At 50.3% G+C, this 23,785-nt stretch carries 21 protein-coding genes and 3 pseudogenes; 11 read left to right on the forward strand and 13 right to left on the reverse strand.

Annotation, left to right across the window (positions count from 1 at the left end):
* Positions 1 to 169: 169 nt before the first annotated feature.
* Entirely contained in the window at positions 170 to 2,359 is a 2,190-nt protein-coding gene (locus C1192_RS23485) for a bifunctional diguanylate cyclase/phosphodiesterase (protein WP_038355562.1), read from the forward strand.
* Between the two features lie 53 nt (positions 2,360 to 2,412).
* On the opposite strand, the gene nupC is transcribed toward C1192_RS23485, so the two are convergent.
* Positions 2,413 to 3,615, reverse strand: coding sequence for a nucleoside permease NupC (nupC, locus tag C1192_RS23490; protein WP_001516818.1), 1,203 nt, complete (start codon positions 3,613 to 3,615; stop codon positions 2,413 to 2,415).
* A 298-nt stretch (positions 3,616 to 3,913) separates the two neighbouring features.
* Between nupC and C1192_RS26230 the strand changes: the two genes are divergently transcribed.
* Positions 3,914 to 3,973 (forward strand): hypothetical protein, encoded by a 60-nt coding sequence (locus tag C1192_RS26230; RefSeq protein ID WP_420842036.1) that lies wholly within the window; start codon positions 3,914 to 3,916, stop codon positions 3,971 to 3,973.
* The gene (locus C1192_RS23495; RefSeq protein WP_000186376.1) at positions 3,954 to 5,192 is read left to right on the forward strand and encodes an Nramp family divalent metal transporter; all 1,239 of its coding nucleotides are present in this window, start codon (positions 3,954 to 3,956) and stop codon (positions 5,190 to 5,192) included. Before C1192_RS26230 ends, C1192_RS23495 begins: the two co-directional genes overlap by 20 nt.
* 142 nt (positions 5,193 to 5,334) lie before the next feature.
* Here C1192_RS23495 and ypeC read toward each other — a convergent pair whose 3' ends face one another.
* A complete protein-coding gene (ypeC, locus tag C1192_RS23500; protein ID WP_000490087.1) occupies positions 5,335 to 5,661 on the reverse strand; it encodes a DUF2502 domain-containing protein YpeC in 327 nt (108 codons plus the stop codon).
* Between the two features lie 114 nt (positions 5,662 to 5,775).
* The gene (locus C1192_RS23505) at positions 5,776 to 7,032 is read right to left on the reverse strand and encodes an ion channel protein (protein ID WP_038355554.1); all 1,257 of its coding nucleotides are present in this window, start codon (positions 7,030 to 7,032) and stop codon (positions 5,776 to 5,778) included.
* Positions 7,033 to 7,235: 203 nt separating this feature from the next.
* Here C1192_RS23505 and glk point away from each other — a divergent pair, with 203 nt between their 5' ends.
* The 6 genes from glk to ptsP all read left to right on the forward strand — a co-directional run bounded on the left by glk (position 7,236) and on the right by ptsP (position 14,671).
* Complete coding sequence (gene glk / locus C1192_RS23510; protein WP_000170363.1) at positions 7,236 to 8,201, forward strand: glucokinase; 966 nt, start codon at positions 7,236 to 7,238, stop codon at positions 8,199 to 8,201.
* 218 nt (positions 8,202 to 8,419) lie between these two features.
* Positions 8,420 to 8,746, forward strand: coding sequence for a PTS fructose transporter subunit IIB (locus C1192_RS23515; RefSeq protein WP_000038452.1), 327 nt, complete (start codon positions 8,420 to 8,422; stop codon positions 8,744 to 8,746).
* Positions 8,747 to 8,766: 20 nt separating this feature from the next.
* On the forward strand, positions 8,767 to 10,014 hold the full coding sequence (locus tag C1192_RS23520; RefSeq protein ID WP_038355553.1) for a PTS fructose transporter subunit IIC: 1,248 nt from the start codon (positions 8,767 to 8,769) through the stop codon (positions 10,012 to 10,014).
* Between the two features lie 14 nt (positions 10,015 to 10,028).
* Positions 10,029 to 11,114, forward strand: a complete 1,086-nt coding sequence (gene ypdF / locus C1192_RS23525) for an aminopeptidase (protein WP_038355552.1) — start codon at positions 10,029 to 10,031, stop codon at positions 11,112 to 11,114.
* Positions 11,114 to 12,151 carry an aminopeptidase gene (gene ypdE / locus C1192_RS23530; protein ID WP_001516815.1) on the forward strand — a complete coding sequence of 346 codons (1,038 nt, stop codon included), beginning with the start codon at positions 11,114 to 11,116 and terminating at the stop codon, positions 12,149 to 12,151. Before ypdF ends, ypdE begins: the two co-directional genes overlap by 1 nt.
* 24 nt (positions 12,152 to 12,175) lie before the next feature.
* Entirely contained in the window at positions 12,176 to 14,671 is a 2,496-nt protein-coding gene (gene ptsP / locus C1192_RS23535; protein ID WP_038355551.1) for a phosphoenolpyruvate--protein phosphotransferase, read from the forward strand.
* Between the two features lie 2 nt (positions 14,672 to 14,673).
* Here ptsP and C1192_RS23540 read toward each other — a convergent pair whose 3' ends face one another.
* Genes C1192_RS23540 through ypdA form a run of 3 tightly spaced genes read right to left on the reverse strand, consistent with a single transcriptional unit; the run spans position 14,674 to position 17,991 of the window.
* The gene (locus C1192_RS23540) at positions 14,674 to 15,531 is read right to left on the reverse strand and encodes an AraC family transcriptional regulator (protein WP_038355550.1); all 858 of its coding nucleotides are present in this window, start codon (positions 15,529 to 15,531) and stop codon (positions 14,674 to 14,676) included.
* A 13-nt stretch (positions 15,532 to 15,544) separates the two neighbouring features.
* Positions 15,545 to 16,279, reverse strand: a complete 735-nt coding sequence (ypdB, locus tag C1192_RS23545) for a two-component system response regulator YpdB (protein WP_001516812.1) — start codon at positions 16,277 to 16,279, stop codon at positions 15,545 to 15,547.
* 14 nt (positions 16,280 to 16,293) lie between these two features.
* The gene (ypdA, locus tag C1192_RS23550) at positions 16,294 to 17,991 is read right to left on the reverse strand and encodes a two-component system sensor histidine kinase YpdA (RefSeq protein WP_000544386.1); all 1,698 of its coding nucleotides are present in this window, start codon (positions 17,989 to 17,991) and stop codon (positions 16,294 to 16,296) included.
* 376 nt (positions 17,992 to 18,367) lie between these two features.
* Between ypdA and alaC the strand changes: the two genes are divergently transcribed.
* The gene (gene alaC / locus C1192_RS23560; RefSeq protein WP_000785926.1) at positions 18,368 to 19,606 is read left to right on the forward strand and encodes an alanine transaminase; all 1,239 of its coding nucleotides are present in this window, start codon (positions 18,368 to 18,370) and stop codon (positions 19,604 to 19,606) included.
* Positions 19,607 to 19,669: 63 nt separating this feature from the next.
* Here alaC and ypdK read toward each other — a convergent pair whose 3' ends face one another.
* Together ypdK and lpxP are read right to left on the reverse strand one after the other, a co-directional pair.
* Entirely contained in the window at positions 19,670 to 19,741 is a 72-nt protein-coding gene (gene ypdK / locus C1192_RS23565) for a membrane protein YpdK (protein WP_010723117.1), read from the reverse strand.
* A gap of 355 nt (positions 19,742 to 20,096) precedes the next feature.
* Positions 20,097 to 21,017, reverse strand: a complete 921-nt coding sequence (gene lpxP, locus C1192_RS23570) for a kdo(2)-lipid IV(A) palmitoleoyltransferase (RefSeq protein ID WP_000484419.1) — start codon at positions 21,015 to 21,017, stop codon at positions 20,097 to 20,099.
* Positions 21,018 to 21,402: 385 nt separating this feature from the next.
* On the opposite strand from lpxP, the pseudogene C1192_RS23580 reads away from it, so the two are divergent.
* Positions 21,403 to 21,643: pseudogene (locus C1192_RS23580) on the forward strand (YfdY family protein).
* 101 nt (positions 21,644 to 21,744) lie between these two features.
* Here C1192_RS23580 and torI read toward each other — a convergent pair.
* The 5 genes and pseudogenes from torI to C1192_RS26135 all read right to left on the reverse strand — a co-directional run.
* The gene (gene torI / locus C1192_RS23585; RefSeq protein WP_001163428.1) at positions 21,745 to 21,945 is read right to left on the reverse strand and encodes a response regulator inhibitor TorI; all 201 of its coding nucleotides are present in this window, start codon (positions 21,943 to 21,945) and stop codon (positions 21,745 to 21,747) included.
* Between the two features lie 57 nt (positions 21,946 to 22,002).
* Entirely contained in the window at positions 22,003 to 22,170 is a 168-nt protein-coding gene (locus C1192_RS23590; protein WP_000545737.1) for a hypothetical protein, read from the reverse strand.
* Positions 22,171 to 22,242: 72 nt separating this feature from the next.
* A pseudogene (locus tag C1192_RS23595) lies at positions 22,243 to 22,526 on the reverse strand (ASCH domain-containing protein).
* On the reverse strand, positions 22,519 to 23,238 hold the full coding sequence (locus C1192_RS23600) for a hypothetical protein (protein WP_038355549.1): 720 nt from the start codon (positions 23,236 to 23,238) through the stop codon (positions 22,519 to 22,521). Before C1192_RS23600 ends, C1192_RS23595 begins: the two are co-directional and overlap by 8 nt.
* 181 nt (positions 23,239 to 23,419) lie before the next feature.
* A pseudogene (locus C1192_RS26135) lies at positions 23,420 to 23,758 on the reverse strand (ead/Ea22-like family protein); the annotation flags it as partial.
* Positions 23,759 to 23,785 lie beyond the last annotated feature (27 nt).

Genomic DNA, 23,785 nt, shown 5'->3' on the forward strand with positions numbered 1-23,785 from the left:
TCTGCTTTTTGCCGCTTTTGTAATACAGTCCACGCCCGGGTTAGCGCCGCCTGGTGAAAACATCACTGGACAAAAAAACAGCAGCAGGCCGGCCCCTGTTTGCTTCGCGATGCGAATAAACTTATTATTTGTGTGCCTGAAAAACCCGATCAGTGAGAGTAGTGTACTCATGTTTGTGGAGCATAACCTGATAAAAAATATCAAGATATTCACACTGGCGTTTACGCTCACCGTGGTACTTATTCAGCTATCTCGTTTTATTTCGCCACTTGCAGTTATCCATTCCAGTTATATCTTTCTGGCGTGGATGCCTCTGTGCGTAATGCTGTCAATAGTGTTCATCTTTGGCTGGCGTGGTGTCGTTCCCGTTTTATGCGGGATGTTTTGCACTAATCTGTGGAATTTTCATCTCTCATTTTTGCAAACCGCTGTCATGCTTGGCAGCCAGACTTTCGCTGTTTTGTGTGCCTGTGCAATATTACGCTGGCAGTTGGGAACGCGTTGGCGTTATGGCTTGACCACCCGAAACGTCTGGCAACGTCTCTTCTGGCTTGGTTTGGTGACGCCGATTGGCATCAAATGCAGCATGTATCTTGTAGGCAACTTCTTTGATTTCCCGCTAAAAATATCGACATTTTTCGGGGATGCAGATGCTATTTTCACGGTCGTTGATTTGCTTAGCCTTTTCACTGCGGTGTTGATTTACAACATGTTCTTTTACTATCTCACTCGCATGATTGTAAGTCCCCACTTTGCGCAGATATTGTGGCGCAGAGATATCGCACCGTCACTGAACAAAGAGAAACGTGCATTTACCTTAAGCTGGCTTGCTGTTCTTACCGTGCTGCTACTTCTGATGTGTACGCCTTATGAAAACGACTTCATTGCCGGTTATCTGGTGCCCGTTTTCTTTATCATCTTTACTCTTGGTGTCGGTAAGCTTCGCTATCCGTTTTTAAATCTCACCTGGGCTGTCTCGACTCTTTTCCTCCTGAATTACAACCAGAACTTTTTACAAGGGGTGGAAACAGAATATTCGCTGGCATTTATTCTGGCGGTACTGATTTCTTTTAGCGTTTGCCTGCTCTACATGGTGCGCATTTATTATCGTAGTGAATGGCTTAACCGTCGCTGGCATTTGCAGGCGCTGACCGACCCTTTAACGCTATTACCCAACTTTCGCGCGTTGGAGCAATCGCAAGAGCAAGAGGCCGGAAAGAGTTTTTGCTGCCTGCGTATTGATAATCTTGAGTTTATGAGTCGTCATTACGGTCTGGTGATGCGCGTTCATTGCATCCGCTCAATTTACCGTACACTGCTACCGTTGATGCAGGAAAACGAAAAGTTGTATCAACTACCGGGCAGTGAATTGCTGCTGGTACTGACCGGGCCGGAAACGGAAGGGCGGCTCCAGCATATGGTTAATGTCCTCAATAGTCGGCAGATTCACTGGAACAACACCGGCCTGGATATGGGCTACGGCGCGGCTTGGGGGCGTTTTGATGGTAATCAGGAAACCCTGCAGCCCATGCTGGGGCAGTTAAGCTGGCTGGCGGAACAATCCTGCGTTCATCATCACGTTCTGGCGTTGGATAATCGAGAGGAGATGGCGTCCGGGCAGACTACCAAACAGGTGCTATTGCTGAACACCATTCGTAAAGCATTAGATAATGGTGATTTGCTTCTCTACGCCCAGCCCATTCGTAACAAAGAGGGACAAGGCTATGATGAGATCCTTGCTCGTCTGAAATATGACGGCGGCATTATGACGCCGGATAAATTTCTGCCACTTATCGCCCAGTTTAACCTAAGCGCGCGTTTCGATTTGCAGGTGCTGGAATCCCTGTTGAAGTGGCTGGCAACTCACCCTTGTGACAAAAAAGGACCGCGATATTCGGTAAATTTAATGCCGCTCACTCTGCTACAAAAAAATATCGCCGGACGGATTATTCGCCTGTTTAAGCGTTATCACATCTCCCCGGAGGCTGTCATTCTCGAAATCACCGAGGAGCAGGCGTTTTCTAACGCAGAAAGCAGTATGTATAACATTGAACAACTGCATAAATTTGGCTTCCGTATTGCGATTGATGACTTTGGCACTGGCTATGCCAACTACGAGCGGTTAAAACGTTTGAAGGCCGATATCATCAAGATTGATGGCGTCTTTGTGAAAGATATCGTCACGAACACGCTGGATGCGATGATTGTGCGCTCGATTACCGATCTGGCGAAAGCGAAGTCGTTAAGTGTGGTTGCAGAGTTTGTAGAGACGCAACAGCAGCAAGCGCTATTGCATAAACTTGGGGTGCAATATCTGCAAGGATATTTAATTGGTCGCCTGCAGCCATTAGTTGATTAGCAGGGATAAAAAAGCCGGGGATAAATAATCCCCGGCTTTTTTAATGGATTGCCTTACAGCACCAGTGCTGCGATTGATGCAGAAAGCACACTCACCAGCGTAGAACCATAAACCAGTTTCAGACCGAAACGAGAAACCACGTTACCTTGCTCTTCGTTCAGACCTTTAACCGCGCCCGCGATAATCCCGATAGAAGAGAAGTTAGCGAAGGATACCAGGAACACAGAGATGATGCCTTCAGCACGCGGAGAGAGCGTAGAGGCAATTTTCTGCAGATCCATCATCGCAACGAATTCGTTGGAAACCAGTTTGGTCGCCATGATGCTGCCTACTTGCAGTGCTTCACTGGAAGGAACACCCATCACCCATGCAATCGGATAGAAGATGTAGCCCAGGATGCCCTGGAAGGAGATGCTGTAGCCAAACCAGCCAGTCACGGTAGCAAACAGGGCGTTCAGTGCTGCGATCAAGGCGATAAAGCCGATTAGCATTGCTGCAACGATAATGGCTACTTTGAAGCCCGCCAGAATGTACTCACCCAGCATTTCGAAGAAGCTCTGACCTTCGTGCAGGTTGGACATCTGAATGTTTTCTTCGCTGGCATCAACACGGTACGGGTTGATCAGCGACAGTACGATAAAGGTGCTGAACATGTTCAGTACCAGCGCTGCAACCACGTATTTCGGTTCCAGCATCGTCATGTATGCGCCAACGATGGACATCGACACGGTGGACATCGCCGTGGCTGCCATAGTGTACATACGATTACGGGAGATTTTGCCGAGGATATCTTTATAGGCGATAAAGTTCTCGGACTGACCCAGAATCAGGGAGCTGACGGCGTTAAAAGATTCCAGCTTGCCCATTCCGTTGACTTTGGAAAGCAGGAAGCCAATCGCGCGGATAATCACCGGCAACACGCGAATGTGCTGGAGAATACCGATCAATGCAGAGATAAAGACGATTGGGCACAGCACTTTCAGGAAGAAGAACGCCAGGCCTTGATCATTCATGCTACCAAAGACAAAGTTAGTACCTTCGTTGGCAAACCCGAGCAGTTTTTCAAACATTTCGGAGAAGCCTTTCACGAAGCCCAGACCAACGTCAGAGTTCAGGAAGAACCACGCCAGTAACACTTCGATAACAAGCAGTTGAATTATATAACGGATACGAATTTTTTTGCGGTCGCTGCTTGCCAGCAATGCGAGAATCGCAACAACGGCTAGTGCCAGTACAAAATGAAGGACGCGGTCCATATTTGCTCCAAATATGAGGCAGGTTAAGTTTCCGTGCACATTCTATGTAACATGGTTAAGGAAAACGAGATCTGACACACACTATAATGATGTCCTGTGACAAGCTTCAAAAATAGTGAGCTGTTATACATTTCTGCTATGTTGTGTATGGAAGCTGAAAGTTATGTAAATGTGCTAACATTAAACATAATCATAACATTTAACTCATCAATCTTTTCGTAGTCATAATCCTGGCCTATCAGAGAAATCACCCTAATCCAATTAAATGAATTTGATAATCATTCTCGTTTAGCATAACATGAAACATAGCAAAGGCTATGTTTTAGAGGCACAACAAGATGACAAACTATCGCGTTGAGAGTAGCAGTGGACGGGCGGCGCGCAAGATGAGGCTCGCATTAATGGGACCTGCGTTCATTGCAGCGATTGGTTATATCGATCCCGGTAACTTTGCGACCAATATTCAGGCGGGAGCCAGCTTCGGCTATCAACTGCTATGGGTTGTTGTCTGGGCGAACCTGATGGCGATGCTGATTCAGATTCTTTCAGCCAAACTGGGGATAGCCACCGGTAAAAATCTGGCAGAGCAAATCCGCGATCACTACCCGCGCCCCGTAGTGTGGTTCTATTGGGTTCAGGCGGAAATTATTGCGATGGCGACCGACCTGGCGGAATTTATTGGCGCAGCGATCGGTTTCAAACTGATTCTTGGTGTTTCGTTGTTGCAGGGGGCGGTGCTGACGGGTATCGCGACTTTCCTGATTTTAATGCTGCAACGTCGCGGGCAAAAACCGCTGGAGAAAGTGATTGGCGGGCTACTGCTGTTTGTTGCCGCGGCTTACATTGTCGAGCTGATTTTCTCTCAGCCTAACCTGGCGCAGTTGAGTAAAGGGATGGTGATTCCGAGTTTACCAACCTCGGAGGCGGTCTTCCTGGCGGCTGGCGTGTTAGGGGCGACGATTATGCCGCACGTGATTTATTTGCACTCTTCGCTCACTCAGCATTTACATGGTGGTTCGCGTCAACAACGTTATTCCGCCACCAAATGGGATGTGGCTATTGCCATGACTATTGCCGGTTTTGTTAATCTGGCGATGATGGCAACGGCTGCCGCCGCGTTCCATTTTTCCGGTCATACGGGGGTCGCTGATCTTGACGAAGCCTACCTGACGCTGCAACCGCTGTTAAGCAATGCTGCCGCGACGGTCTTTGGTTTAAGTCTGGTGGCGGCGGGGCTTTCGTCAACGGTGGTGGGAACATTGGCGGGGCAGGTAGTGATGCAGGGATTCATTCGCTTCCATATTCCGCTGTGGGTGCGCCGTACCGTGACCATGTTGCCATCTTTTATTGTTATTCTGATGGGGCTGGATCCGACGCGGATTCTGGTCATGAGTCAGGTGCTGCTAAGTTTTGGTATTGCCCTGGCGCTGGTGCCACTGTTGATTTTCACCAGTGACAGTAAGTTGATGGGCGATCTGGTTAACAGCAAATGGGTTAAACAAACCGGTTGGGTGATTGTAGTACTGGTGGTCGCGTTGAATATCTGGCTGCTGGTGGGAACGGCACTAGGGTTGTAGTTCAACTGGCGTCGCATGTGGTGCCACTGGCGGATGCGGCGTAAACACCTTATCCGCCCTACGTGTTTAATGGCGCGGGTTTGTAGGCCTGATAAGACGCTCCAGCGTCGCATCAGGCATCGTACTCCATTGGCGAATGTGTTTAATGACGGTGCCCATGTCCACGACCTTTTCCGCGATGATCATCACGGTCGCGCCAGCCTTCGCGGTAGCCTCGTTCATACGCTTTACGCTTATCCCAGCCACGGTGGTAGCCATTATCGTGACGCCACCAGCGGTTTTTACGCCATTCGTAATTACGGTGCCAGTAATCACGGTCGCGCCAGTGACCACCGTCCCAATAATTACCGTAATGATCGCGATCGCCAATTTGTAATTTTATCGATGGTAGTAGGGTAATTTCACCTGCGTTTGCCGCAAGTGGGGTAAATACCATCAGGGCGGCCGCCAGAAACAGTGACCTGAACATTGTTATTCTCCTTCACGATCGAAGCCGTCAGCGGCCTGTTAACGCAATATTACGGGGAGGTAAAGCCCCGTTTCATCGCCATAACTCTTAAATCGTGAGGGAGAGCATTTTTTGTTAAAGCTTATCGTGGGGGGGCTGTTGCTTCGGGCGATTCACAATCATCATTGGTTTACCTGCCAGCAATAGCCACGCTGGAAGCATGACGATACAAAGCAGCGGTAGCAAAGTGGTATCAGGTACAACGACCACCGCCATAAACAGACTTAACCAGCCATCGCGCGTCACCACCAGTACTATGCCGAGAATAGCGCAGGAAACGGTAACCGCCGCCGGGACTGCGGGAACATGTTCATGCAGCATCAACCCTAACGCTACGCCAACAAACACGGCCGGGAAGATTCGCCCACCACGAAATCCGCTGGCGGCGGCAATAACCAGGGCGGCAAGTTTAATGAGCGCCAGCAAAAAGTAATCGCTGGCGCTCAAAGCCTGATTCATCACCATTTGCTGCATCTCATCCAGTCCTTTAAACAGTGAGACAGGTCCGCCGATGACGCCCAGAATACCCAGCATAAAACCGCCAACTCCCAGCATGAGTACTGGGTTTTTAATCTGATGCATCATCGCGTGCAACCGTGGCAGACACCACACAGCAACCATCCCCGCAGCGATGGCAATCGTCGCCACAATGGCACCGCTGATGATGTCGGTCATCTGCATCTGTTCGTAATGCGCAATGGGTAGCGAAAAATGAGGATGAAAAAATAGACTTGTGGTCAGAGCACCAGTCGCCGCCGCCATTAACGGTGCAAAGAGCCGATCCCATAGCGGGACTTCATTACTGCCATTTAAGGTTTGCGAAAATATCAACGCTGCCGCAACAGGTGTACCAAACAGCGCGCCGATAGTTCCGGCTGAGGCTAAAATAGTCCACTCCATCCGGTGAACTCGTGGTAACAGACGAGTGCCAATCGCCACTGCGAGAGCGATATTAACGGTCATGATCGGATGTTCCGGCCCGAGGCTGACGCCACCAGCAAGACCGAGAATTAATGCCAGGATCAGTCCCGGTAGCGCAGAGGGGGGAACCGGTGCGCCGATCAGTGGTTCACTGGCCGGATCTGGCCCGGCATGACCCTGGCTGAAACGGATAACCAGTCCTACCGCGATCCCTGTCAGCGTTAATATTCCGATGATCCACAGCGGTGAGTCCTGAGCTAACCCCAGACTTTCCGGCAGTCGTTGCCAGAGCAAACTCTGTAATACCGAGGCGATTTTCATCACTACAATCAGAATAAGACTGGACGCAATCCCAATTGCCACCGCGGGAAGCGATAATAACAACATGGTTCTGGCTCGCGGATGGAGCATGTTCTATTCCTTATGCGGGATCAGATACTTAGTTTGCCCAGCTTGCATAAAGGCATCGCTGCAATTGGTGCTGAAACGATAAAGTAATTGTGTGACCCAGATCGATATTTACAGGGAGCCAGCCTTTCCGGCGTTGTTGTTATGCCCCCAAGTATTTACAGTGTGAGAAAGAATTCTTTTGACTTTAGCGGAGCAGTAGAAGAATGACAAAGTATGCATTAGTCGGTGATGTGGGCGGCACCAACGCACGTCTTGCCCTGTGTGATATTGCCAGTGGCGAAATCTCGCAGGCTAAAACCTATTCAGGGCTTGATTATCCCAGCCTGGAAGCGGTCATTCGCGTTTATCTCGAAGAACATAAGGTTGAGGTGAAAGACGGCTGTATTGCCATCGCTTGCCCAATCACCGGTGACTGGGTGGCAATGACCAACCACACCTGGGCATTTTCGATTGCTGAAATGAAAAAGAGCCTCGGTTTTAGCCATCTGGAAATTATCAATGATTTTACGGCGGTTTCGATGGCGATCCCGATGCTGAAAAAAGAGCACCTGATCCAGTTTGGCGGAGCAGAACCAGTAGAAGGTAAACCAATCGCGGTGTACGGTGCCGGAACAGGGCTTGGGGTTGCGCATCTGGTCCATGTAGATAAACGCTGGATCAGCCTGCCGGGTGAGGGCGGTCACGTTGATTTTGCGCCAAATAGCGAAGAAGAGGCCATTATCCTCGAAATACTGCGTGCGGAAATTGGCCATGTCTCGGCGGAGCGCGTGCTTTCTGGCCCTGGGCTGGTGAATCTGTATCGTGCGATTGTGAAAGCCGATAACCGCCTGCCGGAAAATCTCAAGCCGAAAGATATTACCGAACGTGCACTGGCCGACAGTTGCACCGATTGTCGTCGGGCATTGTCGCTGTTTTGCGTCATAATGGGACGTTTTGGCGGCAATCTGGCGCTCAATCTCGGGACATTTGGCGGTGTGTATATTGCAGGCGGTATCGTGCCGCGTTTCCTCGAGTTCTTCAAAGCTTCTGGTTTCCGCGCCGCTTTTGAAGACAAAGGCCGCTTTAAAGAATATGTCCATGATATTCCGGTTTATCTCATCGTCCATGACAATCCGGGACTTCTCGGTTCGGGCGCACATCTACGCCAGACCTTAGGCCACATCCTGTAAAACCTTCCTGTCATATCGGGAGGAATCTCTCCCGATAGTCATTTAAATCATAGAGTTAATTAGATTTTTCTTTGTGTTTCATCACAAGGCCGACCTGCGTCACACTTCCGTATAACGGGATTAATTATCCAGTAAAAGCATTATTTGTCTGGTAACAGCGATTTGTTTTGCACGTTCATAATTTCACTCGCTAACTATAACCAAGCGAGGAAATAACGATGAGTAAGAAACTGATTGCCCTGTGTGCTTGCCCGATGGGGCTGGCGCACACCTTTATGGCTGCCCAGGCGCTGGAAGAAGCGGCGGTAGAAGCAGGCTATGAAGTGAAAATTGAAACCCAGGGCGCAGATGGCATCCAGAACCGTCTTACGGCGCAAGATATCGCAGAGGCGACCATCATCATCCACTCCGTGGCGGTTACCCCGGAAGATAACGAACGTTTTGAGTCACGCGATGTTTATGAAATCACTTTGCAGGACGCAATTAAAAACGCTGCGGGCATCATCAAAGAAATCGAAGAGATGATTGCCGCTGAACAGGCGTAATTTTTTACAGGGATATTGTTATGGCCATTAAAAAACGCAGTGCAACCGTTGTGCCTGGCGCATCCGGTGCGGCAGCGGCAGTTAATAATCCGCAGGCCTCTAAAAGCAGCTTCTGGGGTGAACTCCCGCAGCACGTGATGTCAGGGATTTCACGCATGGTGCCGACCTTAATTATGGGCGGTGTGATCCTCGCTTTCAGCCAGTTGATTGCTTATAGCTGGCTGAAAATTCCCGCTGACATTGGCATTATGGATGCGCTCAATAGTGGGAAATTTACCGGTTTCGACCTCTCGTTACTGAAATTTGCCTGGCTGTCGCAGTCGTTTGGCGGCGTGCTATTTGGCTTTGCCATTCCGATGTTCGCCGCCTTTGTGGCTAACTCCATTGGTGGCAAACTGGCGTTCCCGGCAGGGTTTATCGGCGGGTTGATGTCTACCCAGCCCACGCAACTGCTGAATTTTGACCCCAGCACCATGCAGTGGGCGACCTCTTCGCCCGTGCCGTCCACCTTCATTGGCGCGCTGATTATTTCTATTGTCGCGGGTTACCTCGTGAAATGGATGAACCAGAAAATCCAGATGCCGGATTTCCTGTTAGCGTTCAAAACCACTTTTTTATTACCAATTCTTTCCGCCATTTTTGTCATGCTGGCGATGTATTACGTGATCACGCCGTTTGGTGGCTGGATCAACGGTGGCATTCGCGCCATGTTGACGGCAGCAGGTGAAAAAGGCGCGCTGATGTACGCAATGGGAATTGCCGCAGCAACGGCAATTGACCTGGGGGGGCCAATCAACAAAGCGGCAGGTTTCGTTGCCTTCAGCTTTACGACAGACCACGTACTACCCGTCACCGCGCGTTCTATCGCTATTGTTATTCCGCCGATTGGTCTGGGCCTGGCGACCATTATCGACCGTCGTTTAACCGGCAAACGCCTGTTCAACGCCCAGCTTTATCCACAGGGCAAAACCGCCATGTTCCTTGCGTTTATGGGTATCAGTGAAGGTGCTATTCCGTTCGCGCTGGAAAGTCCCATCACCGCCATTCCGTCCTATATGGTAGGTGCGATTGTTGGTTCCACCGCCGCTGTCTGGCTGGGTGCAGTGCAGTGGTTCCCGGAATCTGCTATCTGGGCATGGCCGTTGGTTACTAACCTCGGCGTCTATATGGCGGGGATCGCGTTGGGGGCAATCATCACTGCGCTGATGGTGGTGTTCCTGCGTCTGATGATGTTCCGCAAAGGCAAATTGTTAATCGATAGCCTGTAAGAAGGACAATCCTGATGACATTACTCGCTTCGCTGCGCGACTGGCTTGCGGAACAACAGCTTGATGCGGTGCTTCTCTCTTCACGGCAGAACAAGCAGCCACATCTGGGACTCTCCACCGGATCAGGCTATGTGGTGATTAGCTGTGAGAGCGCGCACATTCTGGTGGACTCACGCTATTACGCGGATGTGGAAGCCCGTGCGCAAGGCTACCAGCTACATTTACTCGATGCGGCGCAGACGCTTGCAACCATCGTCAATCAGCTCATTGCCGATGAGCAACTGCAAACGCTTGGTTTTGAAGGCCAGCAGGTGAGTTGGGAAAGCGCACATCGCTGGCAGACTGAACTCAATGCAATGTTGGTCAGCGCCACGCCGGACGTACTGCGGCAAATCAAAATGCCGGAGGAGGTAGAGAAAATCCGCCTCGCCTGTGGGATTGCCGATCGCGGTGCGCAACATATCCGCCGGTTTATACAGGCGGGGATGAGCGAGCGTGAGATAGCCGCTGAACTGGAGTGGTTTATGCGCCAGCAGGGCGCGGAAAAAGCCTCTTTTGACACCATTGTTGCCAGTGGCTGGCGTGGGGCGCTACCGCACGGCAAGGCCAGCGACAAGATTGTTGCCGCGGGCGAGTTTGTCACTCTCGATTTCGGTGCGCTGTATCAGGGCTACTGTTCTGATATGACGCGCACCTTTCTGGTGAATGGCGAAGGGGTGAGCGCCGAATCTCACCCGCTGTTTAACGTGTATCAGATTGTCCTGCAGGCGCAACTGGCTGCAATCTCTGCGATTCGCCCCGGTGTGCGTTGTCAGCAGGTTGACGACGCCGCGCGTCGGGTGATTACCGAGGCTGGTTATGGCGAGTATTTCGGTCATAACACCGGTCACGCCATCGGTATTGAAGTGCATGAAGATCCGCGCTTTTCACCGCGGGACAGCACGATGCTCCTGCCAGGTATGTTACTGACCGTGGAGCCGGGGATTTATTTGCCAGGGCAAGGGGGCGTGCGCATCGAAGATGTCGTGCTGGTTACCCCGCAAGGCGCAGAAGTGCTGTACGCCATGCCGAAAACAGTGTTGCTCACGGGAGAGGCATAATGGATTTATCGCTATTAAAAGCGTTGAGCGAGGCAGATGCGATCGCCTCCTCGGAACAGGAAGTGCGGCAGATCCTGCTGGAGGAAGCGGATCGCCTGCAAAAAAAGGTCCGTTTTGATGGTCTGGGATCGGTGCTGATCCGCCTCAATGAATCGACAGGTCCGAAGGTGATGATCTGCGCGCATATGGACGAAGTGGGATTTATGGTACGCAGCATCTCCTGTGAGGGTGCTATCGACGTGCTGCCGGTTGGTAATGTGCGCATGGCCGCCCGCCAGCTTCAGCCGGTGCGGATCACCACCCGTGAAGAATGCAAAATTCCAGGCCTGCTCGATGGCGAAAGGCAGGGAAATGACGTTAGCGCAATGCGCGTGGACATTGGCGCACGTTCTTATGACGAAGTCATGCAGGCGGGAGTTCGTCCGGGCGATCGCGTCACCTTCGATACCACTTTTCAGGTTCTCCCTCACCAGCGGGTAATGGGCAAAGCCTTTGATGACCGCCTCGGTTGCTACCTGCTGGTGACTTTACTGCGCGAGCTGCACGACGCCGAACTCCCTGTGGAAGTCTGGCTGGTGGCCAGTTCCAGCGAAGAGGTTGGCTTACGCGGCGGGCAAACCGCCACCCGCGCAGTGTCGCCGGACGTCGCCATTGTGCTGGATACCGCCTGCTGGGCGAAAAACTTTGATTATGGCGCGGCTAACCATCGCCAGATTGGTAACGGCCCGATGCTGGTGTTAAGTGATAAATCGCTGATTGCGCCGCCAAAATTCATCGCGTGGATTGAAAGCGTGGCGGCAGAAATTGGTGTGCCGTTGCAGGCGGATATGCTCAGCAACGGCGGCACGGACGGTGGAGCGATTCACTTAACCGGCACAGGCATACCCACAGTGGTGATGGGCCCTGCCACCCGCCACGGCCATTGTGCCGCGTCGATTGCCGATTGCCGCGACATTTTGCAAATGCAGCAACTTTTATCTGCACTTATTCAACGTATTACGCGTGAGACCGTTGTTCAACTGACGGATTTCAGATGATCTCCTGATTAACCCGGAGCGGTTATGTTAACGATTCAATTTCTTTGCCCTTTGCCTAACGGTCTTCATGCTCGCCCGGCGTGGGAACTTAAAGAACAGTGCAGCCAGTGGCAAAGTGCAGTGACCTTCATCAACCATCGCCAGAATGCGAAGGCCGATGCAAAAAGCTCGCTGGCACTGATTGGCACCGGAACCTTATTTAATGACAGTTGCAGCCTGAACATTAGCGGCAGCGATGAAGAGCAGGCGCGGCGCGTGCTGGAAGAATATATCCAGGTGCGCTTTATCGACAGCGACAGCGTCCAGCCGACGCAGGCAGAGCTGATGGCACATCCGTTACCGCGTTCATTAAGCCGCCTGAATCCAGATTTGTTGTATGGAAATGTGCTGGCGAGCGGTATCGGCATTGGTACACTGACCTTATTACAGAGCGATAATCTCGACAGTTATCGCGCGATCCCCGCCTGTGCACAAGATTCCACCCGACTGGAACACAGCCTGGCAACGCTTGCCGAGCAACTGAACCAGCAACTGCGTGAGCGTGACGGCGAAAGCAAAACTATTCTCAGCGCCCATTTGTCACTGATTCAGGATGACGAGTTTTCAGGCAATATCCGTCGGCTGATGGCTGAACAGCATCAGGGGCTGGGCGCGGCGATCATCAGTAATATGGAACAGGTTTGCGACAAACTTTCTGCCTCTGCCAGCGATTACCTGCGTGAGCGGGTCAGCGATATCCGCGATATCAGCGAACAGTTGTTACATATCACCTGGCCGGAGCTGAAGCCACGCAATAATCTGGTGCTTGAAAAACCGACCATTCTGGTTGCTGAGGATTTAACGCCAAGCCAGTTTTTGAGCCTTGATCTAAAAAATCTCGCGGGCATGATTCTGGAGAAAACCGGGCGCACCTCGCATACCCTGATTCTGGCACGTGCTTCGATGATCCCCGTTCTTAGCGGCCTGCCGCTGGATGCGATAGCATGCTATGCCGGACAACCGGCGGTGCTTGATGCCCAGTGCGGCGTGCTGGCGATTAATCCTGATGACGCGGTGAGTGGTTATTACCAGGTGGCACAGACGCTGGCGGATAAACGTCAGCAGCAACAAGCACTTGCCGCTGCGCAACAGGCGTACTCCCGCGATCACAAGCGTATTGATATTGCTGCGAATATTGGCACTGCTCTGGAAGCACCAGGCGCGTTTGCTAACGGCGCGGAAGGCGTCGGGCTGTTCCGTACCGAAATGCTGTATATGGATCGCGATAGTGCGCCGGACGAGCAGGAACAGTTTGAAGCCTACCAGCAGGTGTTACTGGCAGCGGGCGAAAAGCCGATTATCTTCCGTACGATGGACATCGGCGGCGATAAAAGCATTCCTTACCTCAACATTCCCCAGGAAGAGAACCCGTTCCTCGGCTATCGTGCGGTACGTATTTACCCGGAATTTGCTGGTCTGTTCCGCACTCAACTGCGGGCTATTTTGCGTGCTGCCAGTTTTGGCAACGCGCAGTTGATGATCCCAATGGTGCACAGCCTCGATCAGATCTTATGGGTAAAGAGTGAGATCCAGAAGGCAATCGTTGAGCTTAAACGCGATGGCCTGCGCCATGCAGAATCGATCCCGCTTGGGATCATGGTGGAAGTGCCGTCGGTGTGTTACATCATCGACCACTTCTGTGATGAGGTCGATTTCTTCAGTATCGGCTCCAACGATATGACCCAGTATTTGTATGCGGTCGATCGTAATAATCCGCGCGTATCGCCGCTGTATAACCCGATTACGCCATCGTTCCTGCGCATGTTGCGGCAGATCATTACCACTGCGCATCAGCGGGGCAAATGGGTGGGAATTTGCGGGGAGCTGGGTGGCGAAAGCCGCTATCTGCCGCTACTGCTTGGGCTGGGTCTGGATGAGTTAAGTATGAGTAGCCCACGCATTCCGGCGGTGAAAAACCAGCTTCGGCAACTGGATAGCGAGGCGTGTCAGGAACTGGCGCGTCAGGCGTGCGAGTGCCGCAGCGCGCAGGAAATTGAAGCGTTACTCACTGCGTTTACACCGCAAGAAGACGTTCGTCCGCTGCTGGCGCTGGAGAATATCTTCGTTGATCAGACTTTTAGCAATAAAGAGCAGGCTATTCAGTTCCTGTGCGGCAACCTTGGCGTTAACGGGCGTACTGAGCATCCGTTCGAGCTGGAAGAAGATGTCTGGCAGCGTGAGGAGATTGTCACCACTGGCGTTGGTTTTGGCGTGGCGATCCCGCACACCAAATCTCAGTGGATCCGCCATTCCAGTATCAGTATTGCCCGCCTGGTGAAACCTGTCGACTGGCAGTCAGAGATGGGCGATGTCGAACTGGTGATCATGTTGACGCTGGGCGCTAGCGAAGGAATGAACCATGTGAAAGTCTTTTCGCAACTGGCGCGCAAACTGGTGAATAAAAACTTCCGCCAATCGCTGTTTGCCGCCAAAGATGCTCAAAGTATTCTGACACTGCTCGAAACAGAGCTAACTTTTTAAATTTAGCCCTGAAAACGGGCGCTGTACTCTCCTGGCGTCAGACCAAACTGACGCCGGAAGACGCGACAAAAATAGTCGCTATCCGGAAAGCCGCAGCGTTGTGCTACTTCATGAATTGACAGGTGGTATTTCTGCAAAATCATCCTCGCCTTCGCCATCCGCACCCAACGCACATACTCGATAAATCGCATCGTCCCATGCAGCGCAAACAGTTTTGACAGGTGATTTGGCGTGATATTAAAAAACTGCGCCACATTCTCGCGGGTGAGCGGCTGGGCATAATTATCCTGAACCCAGTTACAAATGCTGTGATAGAGAAAATCGCCGCGCGGCTGCGAATGACCCGGCGGCATATTTACCACGTTGCGGCAAAGATGCAGCAAACTGAGTACCAACGGTTGAATGATATTCTGCTCCAGCGGCGAACGGCTGAGATGGGTGAGGGCGGTGAGTATTGCTTCACCTTCACCGCGTTGCAGGCTGGGAAGCTGGAGCTGGCGAACCGGATGTAACAGTGTGGTGGTGCGGCTATCGTAAAACGACAACCCCAGCCATGTTGGTGCAAACACCAGGCTTAACAACATAACAGGTTTGTTGTTGACCGGTAAATTAGCCGCGCGCGCCGGAATAAACAGTATTTCCCCTTCCACCATGCGTTGCTGTTTTGCTGCCAGTTGATTGCCGTATTCGCCGCGCAGCACAATATCCAGCCGGGGGAAATCAATACATAAACTGCCCACCGGCAACGAGGCGGGCTGGCTGGCAAACCAGACGCGCCCCAGTCGCTGTGGGTTAAGCACCAGGCCGCTGAACAGATCTGCGAAAAATTGTTGATTGGCGGGCAAGCCTGTTGCTTTCATGGATATCCCCGATTTATAGATGCATTAATTGTCTGAATTCTTTAACTTTGCTGCGGCTGACAGGCACTTCAAAATCCAGATCTTTCAGTCGCAGAATGTAGGTGTTATTAAACCACGGTTCGATTTCGCGGATTTTGTTCAGATTGACACAAAATGAGCGATGGCAGCGGAAAAAATGCGACGGCGGCAATTTGCTGCAAAACTCGGTGATGTTCATCGGCATCACGTAGGATTCACGCCGCGTATAGACAAAGGTCATTTTTTCGTGCGCTTCGGCGTAATAGATATCATTAATTGGCGTGACGATAATTCGCTCATCTTTCACCAGATTAATGGTGTCATTCTCCCGCGTTACTGTTACCGCAGGCGTACTGCTGGTTTGCTGTTGCTGCCAGGCCGCTTCCAGTTTTTGTAGCATCCCGGTGATGCGTGATTCCTGATACGGTTTGAGAATGTAGTCAAACGCCTCCAGTTCAAACGCTTCTACCGCATGTTCTTTCCACGCGGTGATAAACACAATAAACGGTTTATGGGCGAACTGGCTGATGTTTTGCGCCAGCAGCACGCCATCCAGCGACGGAATATTGATATCCAGAAAAATGGCGTCGACGCGGTTATGTTGCAAAAACTTCAACACGTCCAGACCGTCGTCAAAGGTGCCGACAATCTCCATCTGGCTATGCTCTTTAATTAGCCAGCTCAGTTCCTGTTGCGCCAGGAATTCGTCTTCAACAATGATGACTTTCACAATATCACTCCGGCTCAAAGCAATAACGTAGCCTGTGAGGCGACAGGGGTGCGTTGGTTAGGAATGTAAAACGCAATTTCCGTTCCGGGTTCCAGACGGCGGATATGCAGCCCCTCGCCATACAATAACTTCACGCGATGATGCACATTCAACAGGCCTATTTTATTACCTGGCATTTCGTTCGCTTCGACTCGTTCAATCACTTGTGGATCGATGCCGTGCCCGGTATCTCTGACCGCAATGCGGACCCGATTACCGCACTCTGCGACGCTAATAGTTACAACACCTTTTCCTTTACAGGGTTGAATGCCGTGGACAATGGCGTTCTCCACCAACGGCTGAATCAGCAGGCTGGGAATACAGCAATTCACCTCTTCATCAATATCATAGATAACCGTCAGCTTGTCACCAAAGCGGGCCTGCTCAATGGCGATATAGTCTTTGATTTGATATAGCTCTTTTTTAATATCGATTTGCTCATCGTCTTTTAATTCAATGTTATAGCGCAGATAACGCGACAGATTAAAGATCAACTGGCGAGCGGTATCTGGATTCAGACGAATCGATGAGGAGATTGCGTTCAGTGCGTTAAACAGGAAATGGGGATTAATTTTACTTTGCAGGGCGCGAAGCTCTGCCTTATTTGCCATTTCACGTAACTGCTCGGCACGGGAAACCTCCAGTTGGGTGGAGATAATTTGCGACAGTCCTACCGCCATCTCCTGTAATGAGGACGTAATCTGGTGCGCGTGGCAGTAGTAAATTTTCAGCGTTCCGGTCACAACGCCTTTCTCCCACAATGGGATCACCAGCATCGAGTGGATTTCCGGTGTGCGGTGGGCTTCATCATTGTTTTTAATGATGATTTTCCCATAATTCATCGCCTGACGCGTCGTTGGGCTAATGAAGTCATCGCCATTCTGGTAGTTATGCTCGCCCACACCGACATAGGCCAGTACATGCTCGGTATTGGTAATTGCCACCGCGTCGGCGTGAATGTCGTCACGGATAATTTCACAGACTTTACGTAACGATTCGCTATTCACGTGACGAAACAGCGGCAGGGTTTTATTGGCAATATCCAGCGCCAGCTTGGCCTGCCGCGCAGCGCTGGCCTCTTTTTCGCCTTCAACGCTTTGCACCAGCAGTACAATAAAGCCGATACAGACACTGCCGAGGATCATCGGAATCCCGATTTTGGAGACGATATCCAGCCCCAGCTCGGTAGTTGGTGCCCAGACAATCACCAGAATCATGGTTAGTGTTTCGCAGAGCATACCGCCCAGAATACCGACGCGCCAACGCTGCGCTTTGGGGATTTTCAGGTTAATCCAGCCAGAAATACAGCCCGCCAGAATACTGGTGATAAAGCAGGGGATCGCCGTCACGCCTCCAATATCAATAAGATAGCGGTGAATCCCGGCTATTACGCCGGTAATGATGCCCACCCACGGGCCAAATAAAATCCCGCCTGACATTACCGCAATAATACGCACGTTAACCAGTGAGCCTTCCACCGGCACGCCGGACCAGGTGCTGAACAGGGCGAACAACGAGAAAATGGCGGTAACGGCAAGCAACTCTTTTGGTGAGTGCGCCGACTTGTGTAACAACTCGCGAAACAGGCGGATACGAATAAGGAAGAACAGGCAGATAAGCATTAACGCTGCCCGATCGAAGACCGCCAGCAGCATGTTGAATATTTCGTGCACGGGTAACTCTGGATAAGGATTAAACCTCTATGATAGGTAACCTGAGGGCTGATGACCAGCAGACCATTTTTGAGGAAAAACCACAGATTTAAAAGGGGATTGTCAGGTAAATGGTGCATTGGCAATACATATCTTGATAATGCACATCAGGTTGGTAAATTTATTGAAATTATAATGTTAATTAATGTGGTGGTGTTTTCTTGGGAAAAGGTGAGAATTTCCTGTTTTATTACTGATGTTCCTCTTTTATGGCAGCAAAAATTTTTTTGCTAAAACGCTCGACAGACAGATTTTATTCAGGCTATTTTCAAAACAACCACCTATCGTGGTAGCGTCGCTCGGACGGTCCGGGCGCTCACGTTAATCTGAGGAAATTATGGCTGACACTCGCCCTGAACGTCGCTTTACGCGTATTGATCGTCTCCCGCCTTACGTTTTTAACATTACCGCTGAACTGAAAATGGCTGCGCGTCGGCGTGGCGAAGATATTATCGATTTCAGTATGGGTAACCCTGACGGCGCAACTCCGCCGCATATTGTTGAAAAGTTATGCACTGTAGCACAGCGCCCGGATACGCACGGTTACTCCACTTCACGCGGCATTCCACGGTTACGTCGCGCCATTTCTCGCTGGTATCAGGATCGCTACGACGTTGAAATCGACCCGGAATCAGAAGCCATCGTCACCATTGGCTCGAAAGAGGGGCTGGCGCACCTGATGCTGGCGACGCTGGATCACGGTGACACGGTGCTGGTGCCTAATCCCAGCTACCCGATTCATATCTACGGTGCGGTGATTGCCGGGGCGCAGGTACGTTCAGTACCGCTGGTGGAGGGTGTTGATTTTTTCAATGAACTGGAACGTGCTATTCGCGAGAGTTATCCGAAACCGAAGATGATGATCCTCGGCTTCCCGTCGAACCCAACCGCGCAATGCGTGGAACTGGAGTTCTTCGAAAAGGTTGTTGCGCTGGCGAAACGCTACGATGTGCTGGTGGTTCATGACCTGGCTTATGCCGATATCGTCTACGATGGCTGGAAAGCGCCGTCAATTATGCAGGTTCCGGGCGCACGCGACGTAGCGGTCGAGTTCTTTACGCTGTCGAAAAGTTACAACATGGCAGGCTGGCGTATCGGCTTTATGGTTGGCAACAAAACGCTGGTCAGCGCGTTGGCACGCATCAAAAGCTATCACGATTACGGCACCTTTACACCGTTGCAGGTGGCGGCTATTGCGGCGCTGGAAGGCGATCAGCAGTGTGTGCGCGACATTGCCGAACAGTATAAGCGCCGTCGCGATGTGCTGGTAAAAGGGCTGCATGAAGCGGGCTGGATGGTCGAAATACCGAAAGCCTCAATGTATGTTTGGGCAAAAATCCCGGAACCATATGCAGCGATGGGCTCTCTGGAATTTGCCAAAAAGCTGCTCAATGAAGCGAAGGTTTGCGTCTCGCCGGGTATCGGTTTTGGTGACTACGGTGACACCCATGTACGCTTTGCGTTAATTGAAAACCGTGACCGCATTCGTCAGGCTGTCAGAGGTATCAAAGCAATGTTCCGCGCTGATGGCTTACTGCCAGCCAGCAGTAAACATATTCACGAAAACGGCGAATAAATGTATTCTCAGAAAAGCAAACAGGAGCCAGACGGCTCCTGTTTTTCATTGCACAGTTTGCTTTTAGATCATCAGGGCAAAAGTACCGGCCCAAACGATGACCATAAAAGAAATGCCCATAAAGAAATATTTCACTTTACATCTCTCCGCGTAATTACTGTTACGCCTGAATGACTTCACTACATCTGGTACAGTGAGTTGACACCGGGCAAAACGACCTTAAAAGTCCTCAGCTTTGCCGTGGGCATCATCCCAGAATTCTGAGCTGATTTGCTCGAGACGGCGCTAATGTACGCCTAAAACTAAATTGAAACAAGTGGCATTTTCTTATTTACTTTTAGTAACTTACGAGTGTCTCATATCGACGACAGTTTAATTTCTGCCAGTAATAATTCACGATTTAGCGAAGGGAAAAGCCTTAAGAAAAAAGCCATAAAAACCATTGAGTTATTGTGGCTAATTTGAAGAGGGAAAGAGAACGGGTCGTTTGTTAAACGTATAACGACGCTTCACCCACCGGACGTGTTTTGAAGCGGCGGTGGATCCAGAGATATTGCTCCGGTGCACGCATAATCTCTTTCTCAATAACCTTGTTCATATAAGCGGCAGCCTGACATTCATCAGTCGGGTAACCTTCCATTTCTGGGGTGATATACAAACGGTATCCGCTGTAATCGGCTTTTCGAACCATTGTCACAGTCAACATGGCGGAACCTGAAAGGCGAGACAATACGTAGGTGCCATTGGTTGTTGCGACATTTTCTACCGCAAAGAACGGGGCGAAGGAGCTACCCTTACGACCATAATCCTGGTCGGGGGCAAACCATACGGCTTCACCTTTTTTCAAAGCGCCGACAATACCGCGCAGATTATTTCTGCCGATCATCGCTTTGTTAGAGCGCATGCGACCACGAGTCTGCACCCATTCCATCAACTGGTTATTATGCGGACGATAAGTTGCCATCATTGGCTGGCAAAGTCCCATTACGCGGCCACCCAGTTCCAGCGACATAAAATGTACGCCGACGACCATTACGCCACGATTTTGCATTTGTGCGCGTTGCAGGTTATCCAGGCCTTCGACATCAAACCACTTACGCACGCGACGATCGGGCCAGAACCACGCCATTCCGGTTTCAACCAGCGCCATACCAAGCGAGCGAAAGTTTTCGGCAATGATCTTCTCGCGTTCTTCAGAAGAATGCTGCGGGAAACAAAGTTCAAGGTTTTTACGCGCGATGGATTCGCGACGTTTCAGAAATGGTCTGGCCATCGTGCCGATACGTGTGCCAAGAAAGCACAGAACAGGATAAGGAAGTTGTACCCAAAGCCAGAGTACGCCAAGACCAAACCACGTGAGCCAGTAGCGAGGATGGAGAAACTCGCGGGAAAATTTGCGTTGTGGAAACATAGTTACCTTCTGTAGATACTAATTGTTGTATCGCAGAAGATTCCATGTCGACAGCGGTACACTCAATATATTAGGCCATCATGTACGACAATGGTTCCTGTAAAGAGTGTTAAGACTAGCCAGGACAAAACCACGAGGAGCATGAATGCGGTACTTCTACTGTAACACTGGCAGATCGTTTTCAGCCACTTTTTATTAATCATGCTGAATAAATATTTTTCCACCTGACAAAGAACCGTTTGTAACACCTTGTTTTAACTCCACCGCTGGTCGGGTAAGAGAAGAATGTTGATAAATTGTTGCATAAATTGCAAGTATATAAGAATTGTCTTACTATAAAAGTAACTGAAGTTACAGGTTTTTTAGCACGGCAGGAGGTTGAGCTATGATTTATTTATGGATGTTTCTCGCGCTTTGCATTGTCTGTGTTAGTGGGTATATCGGTCAGGTACTGAATATAGCATCTGCCGTTTCTTCTTTTTTTGGCATGGTGATCCTTGCCGCACTCATTTATTACTTCACTATGTGGTTAACTGGCGGTAATGAGCTGGCAACGGGGATATTTATGTTTCTTGCCCCGGCTTGTGGCTTGATGATCCGCTTTGGTGGGGTATGGAAGGCGGTAATGAGGGGGAGATATGGTGTCCCCTGCAGACATCTACTTGAGGCGGCAGGGGATTGATTGGAATGGTGTTTTTTAGATGTGAGAAATATTTTACCCGCTATTTTACCCATTGGCGCGGCTTAAGAGCTTATTTTTGAATTCACAATGGTCACGATATAACCATCTTGCTCGCCCGTGGATAACTTTGGCTTTTGGCAGGTCGCCGGACTTAATCCGGTCATAGATGAAGGTTTTACCGAAGCCAGTATCGGCCATGATGAATTTCAAATCAACCAGTGAATCAGGTTGTAGTTCGTGTTGCATGAGTGCTATCTCCGAATAGGGAATCGAACTTGCAAATCAGGCAATAAAAAACCGCCATCAGGCGGCTTGGTGTTCTTTCAGTTCTTCAATTCGAATATTGGTTACGTCTGCATGTGCTATCTGCGCCCACAGCATCCAGTGGTCATAGCAGTCGTTGATGTTCTCTGCTTCGATAACTCTGTTGAATGGCTCTCCATTCCATTCACCTGTGACTCGGAAGTGCATTTATCATCTCCATAAAACAAAACTCGCCGTAGCGAGTTCAGATAAAAGAAATCCCCGCGAGTGCGAGGATTGTTATTCATTTCCGATATTTACCTTTATCGCGAACACCTTTACCGGCTTATCGCCGAAGTGCGGATGTGTGATTGTTTTCACTTCATATCCGTTATACGGGACGTCTATTCTGCGACTGGAATCGTCGCGCTTCGGATATCCCTTTGTGATAATCAGACGGTCATACACCCGGAACATAATTCGCTTATTCCAGTAGTCATTACACAGGCGATACTCTTCCGTTTTCTCCCCGCGAATCATGGCATCGAAGTATTCACCTTTGACGCAAGTTGCAGGTTAGCCACGGTTAACCTCCTGCGGCGGTTTTGCTGCAAAATGCGCAATACCTTTATCCCAGATGGATTTTATGGTCGTCCACGTGACTGGTACTTTAATTTCAATTCGTCCGCTCCCGTCACAGGTATCGCAATCATCATCGCCAAAGCATTCCGGGCAGCTTATAAACGTAGTTTCTGAAAATTCACCGGATAGCACACCCTTAGCGCCGTTCTCAGCGGTTAGTTTCTTCGGCACTATAACCCAACCATCCGGAGTTACCGGAGAGTTGCCACCGGGAATATTTTCCGGAATATTTTGTTGTGCGTTTTGTGGTTGTTCGGATTTACCATGAAGCATGGCGGCGCGGCAGGCGTTCCAGCCAGCTGTTCGCCCAAGCGCGTAAACTTCAGATGGCTCAAGATAATCAATGTCATGCCCGTCCTCATCGTCGTTCTCAGGTAATGCAGCAGGTACTACCGGTACTGGCGGAGCGGCGTAGACTTCAATAATCCCATTATCAATAGGCCATTCTCCATCCTTGAGATAGTCACTTGTGCCGTCAACTTGCTGTTCAGCAATGTGGAATGCACCAACTGGCTCTGCCTCAAGCGAGGCCAGTGCAATTCGTGCCAGTTCCCTAAGATTTTCGCTATATGGTGAAGTATTATCACGATTGATTATGTGATTAGCTGTATCTATGAGAACTTGCTTTTGTTTTTCTCTGTTCATAGTGGTCATCTCACTCTCCTTTGATGCGAATGCCAGCGGCGCGGGAATCATTCCATCGCTTTACTTCTTCACGAATTACGTCAATGCATTCTTTCGAATCCATTAGGTAATCTTCATCAAAAAGACGTTCCTGTTCGTTTTCTATCGCAACAATGATTGCTTCAACTAACTTTTGTGCCTGAGAACCACTTTCTAACTCTGCTATGCGCTTACTTCCATCCGCGATTACTCCCTCGTAATACTCACGCTGCTCGTTGAGTTTTGATTTTGTCTCCTCAAGCTCAACACGCAGCTTCCCAACCGTAAGAGCAATATCCTCGTTCTCCTGATCGCGGCTTTTGATGTATTGCAGGTTTCTTTCCCGCTCATCCAGCAGTGCCAGCACGGTTTCTGGTCCGGTCAGAAATTTGAAGGCGTTGAGCGCATCAATATCCACACCGTAATCTTTAAGTTCCTGTTCACTTAACAAATCATCATCAACTGGCAACATTAACAGGTGTTCCATTGCTGAAGTTGCACGTTCTGTCGCCTCACGCAGTGCCTGGTAATTAATTTC

Origin of the sequence: Escherichia marmotae (assembly GCF_002900365.1) — a bacterium.
Classification (GTDB): Bacteria; Pseudomonadota; Gammaproteobacteria; order Enterobacterales; family Enterobacteriaceae; genus Escherichia; species Escherichia marmotae.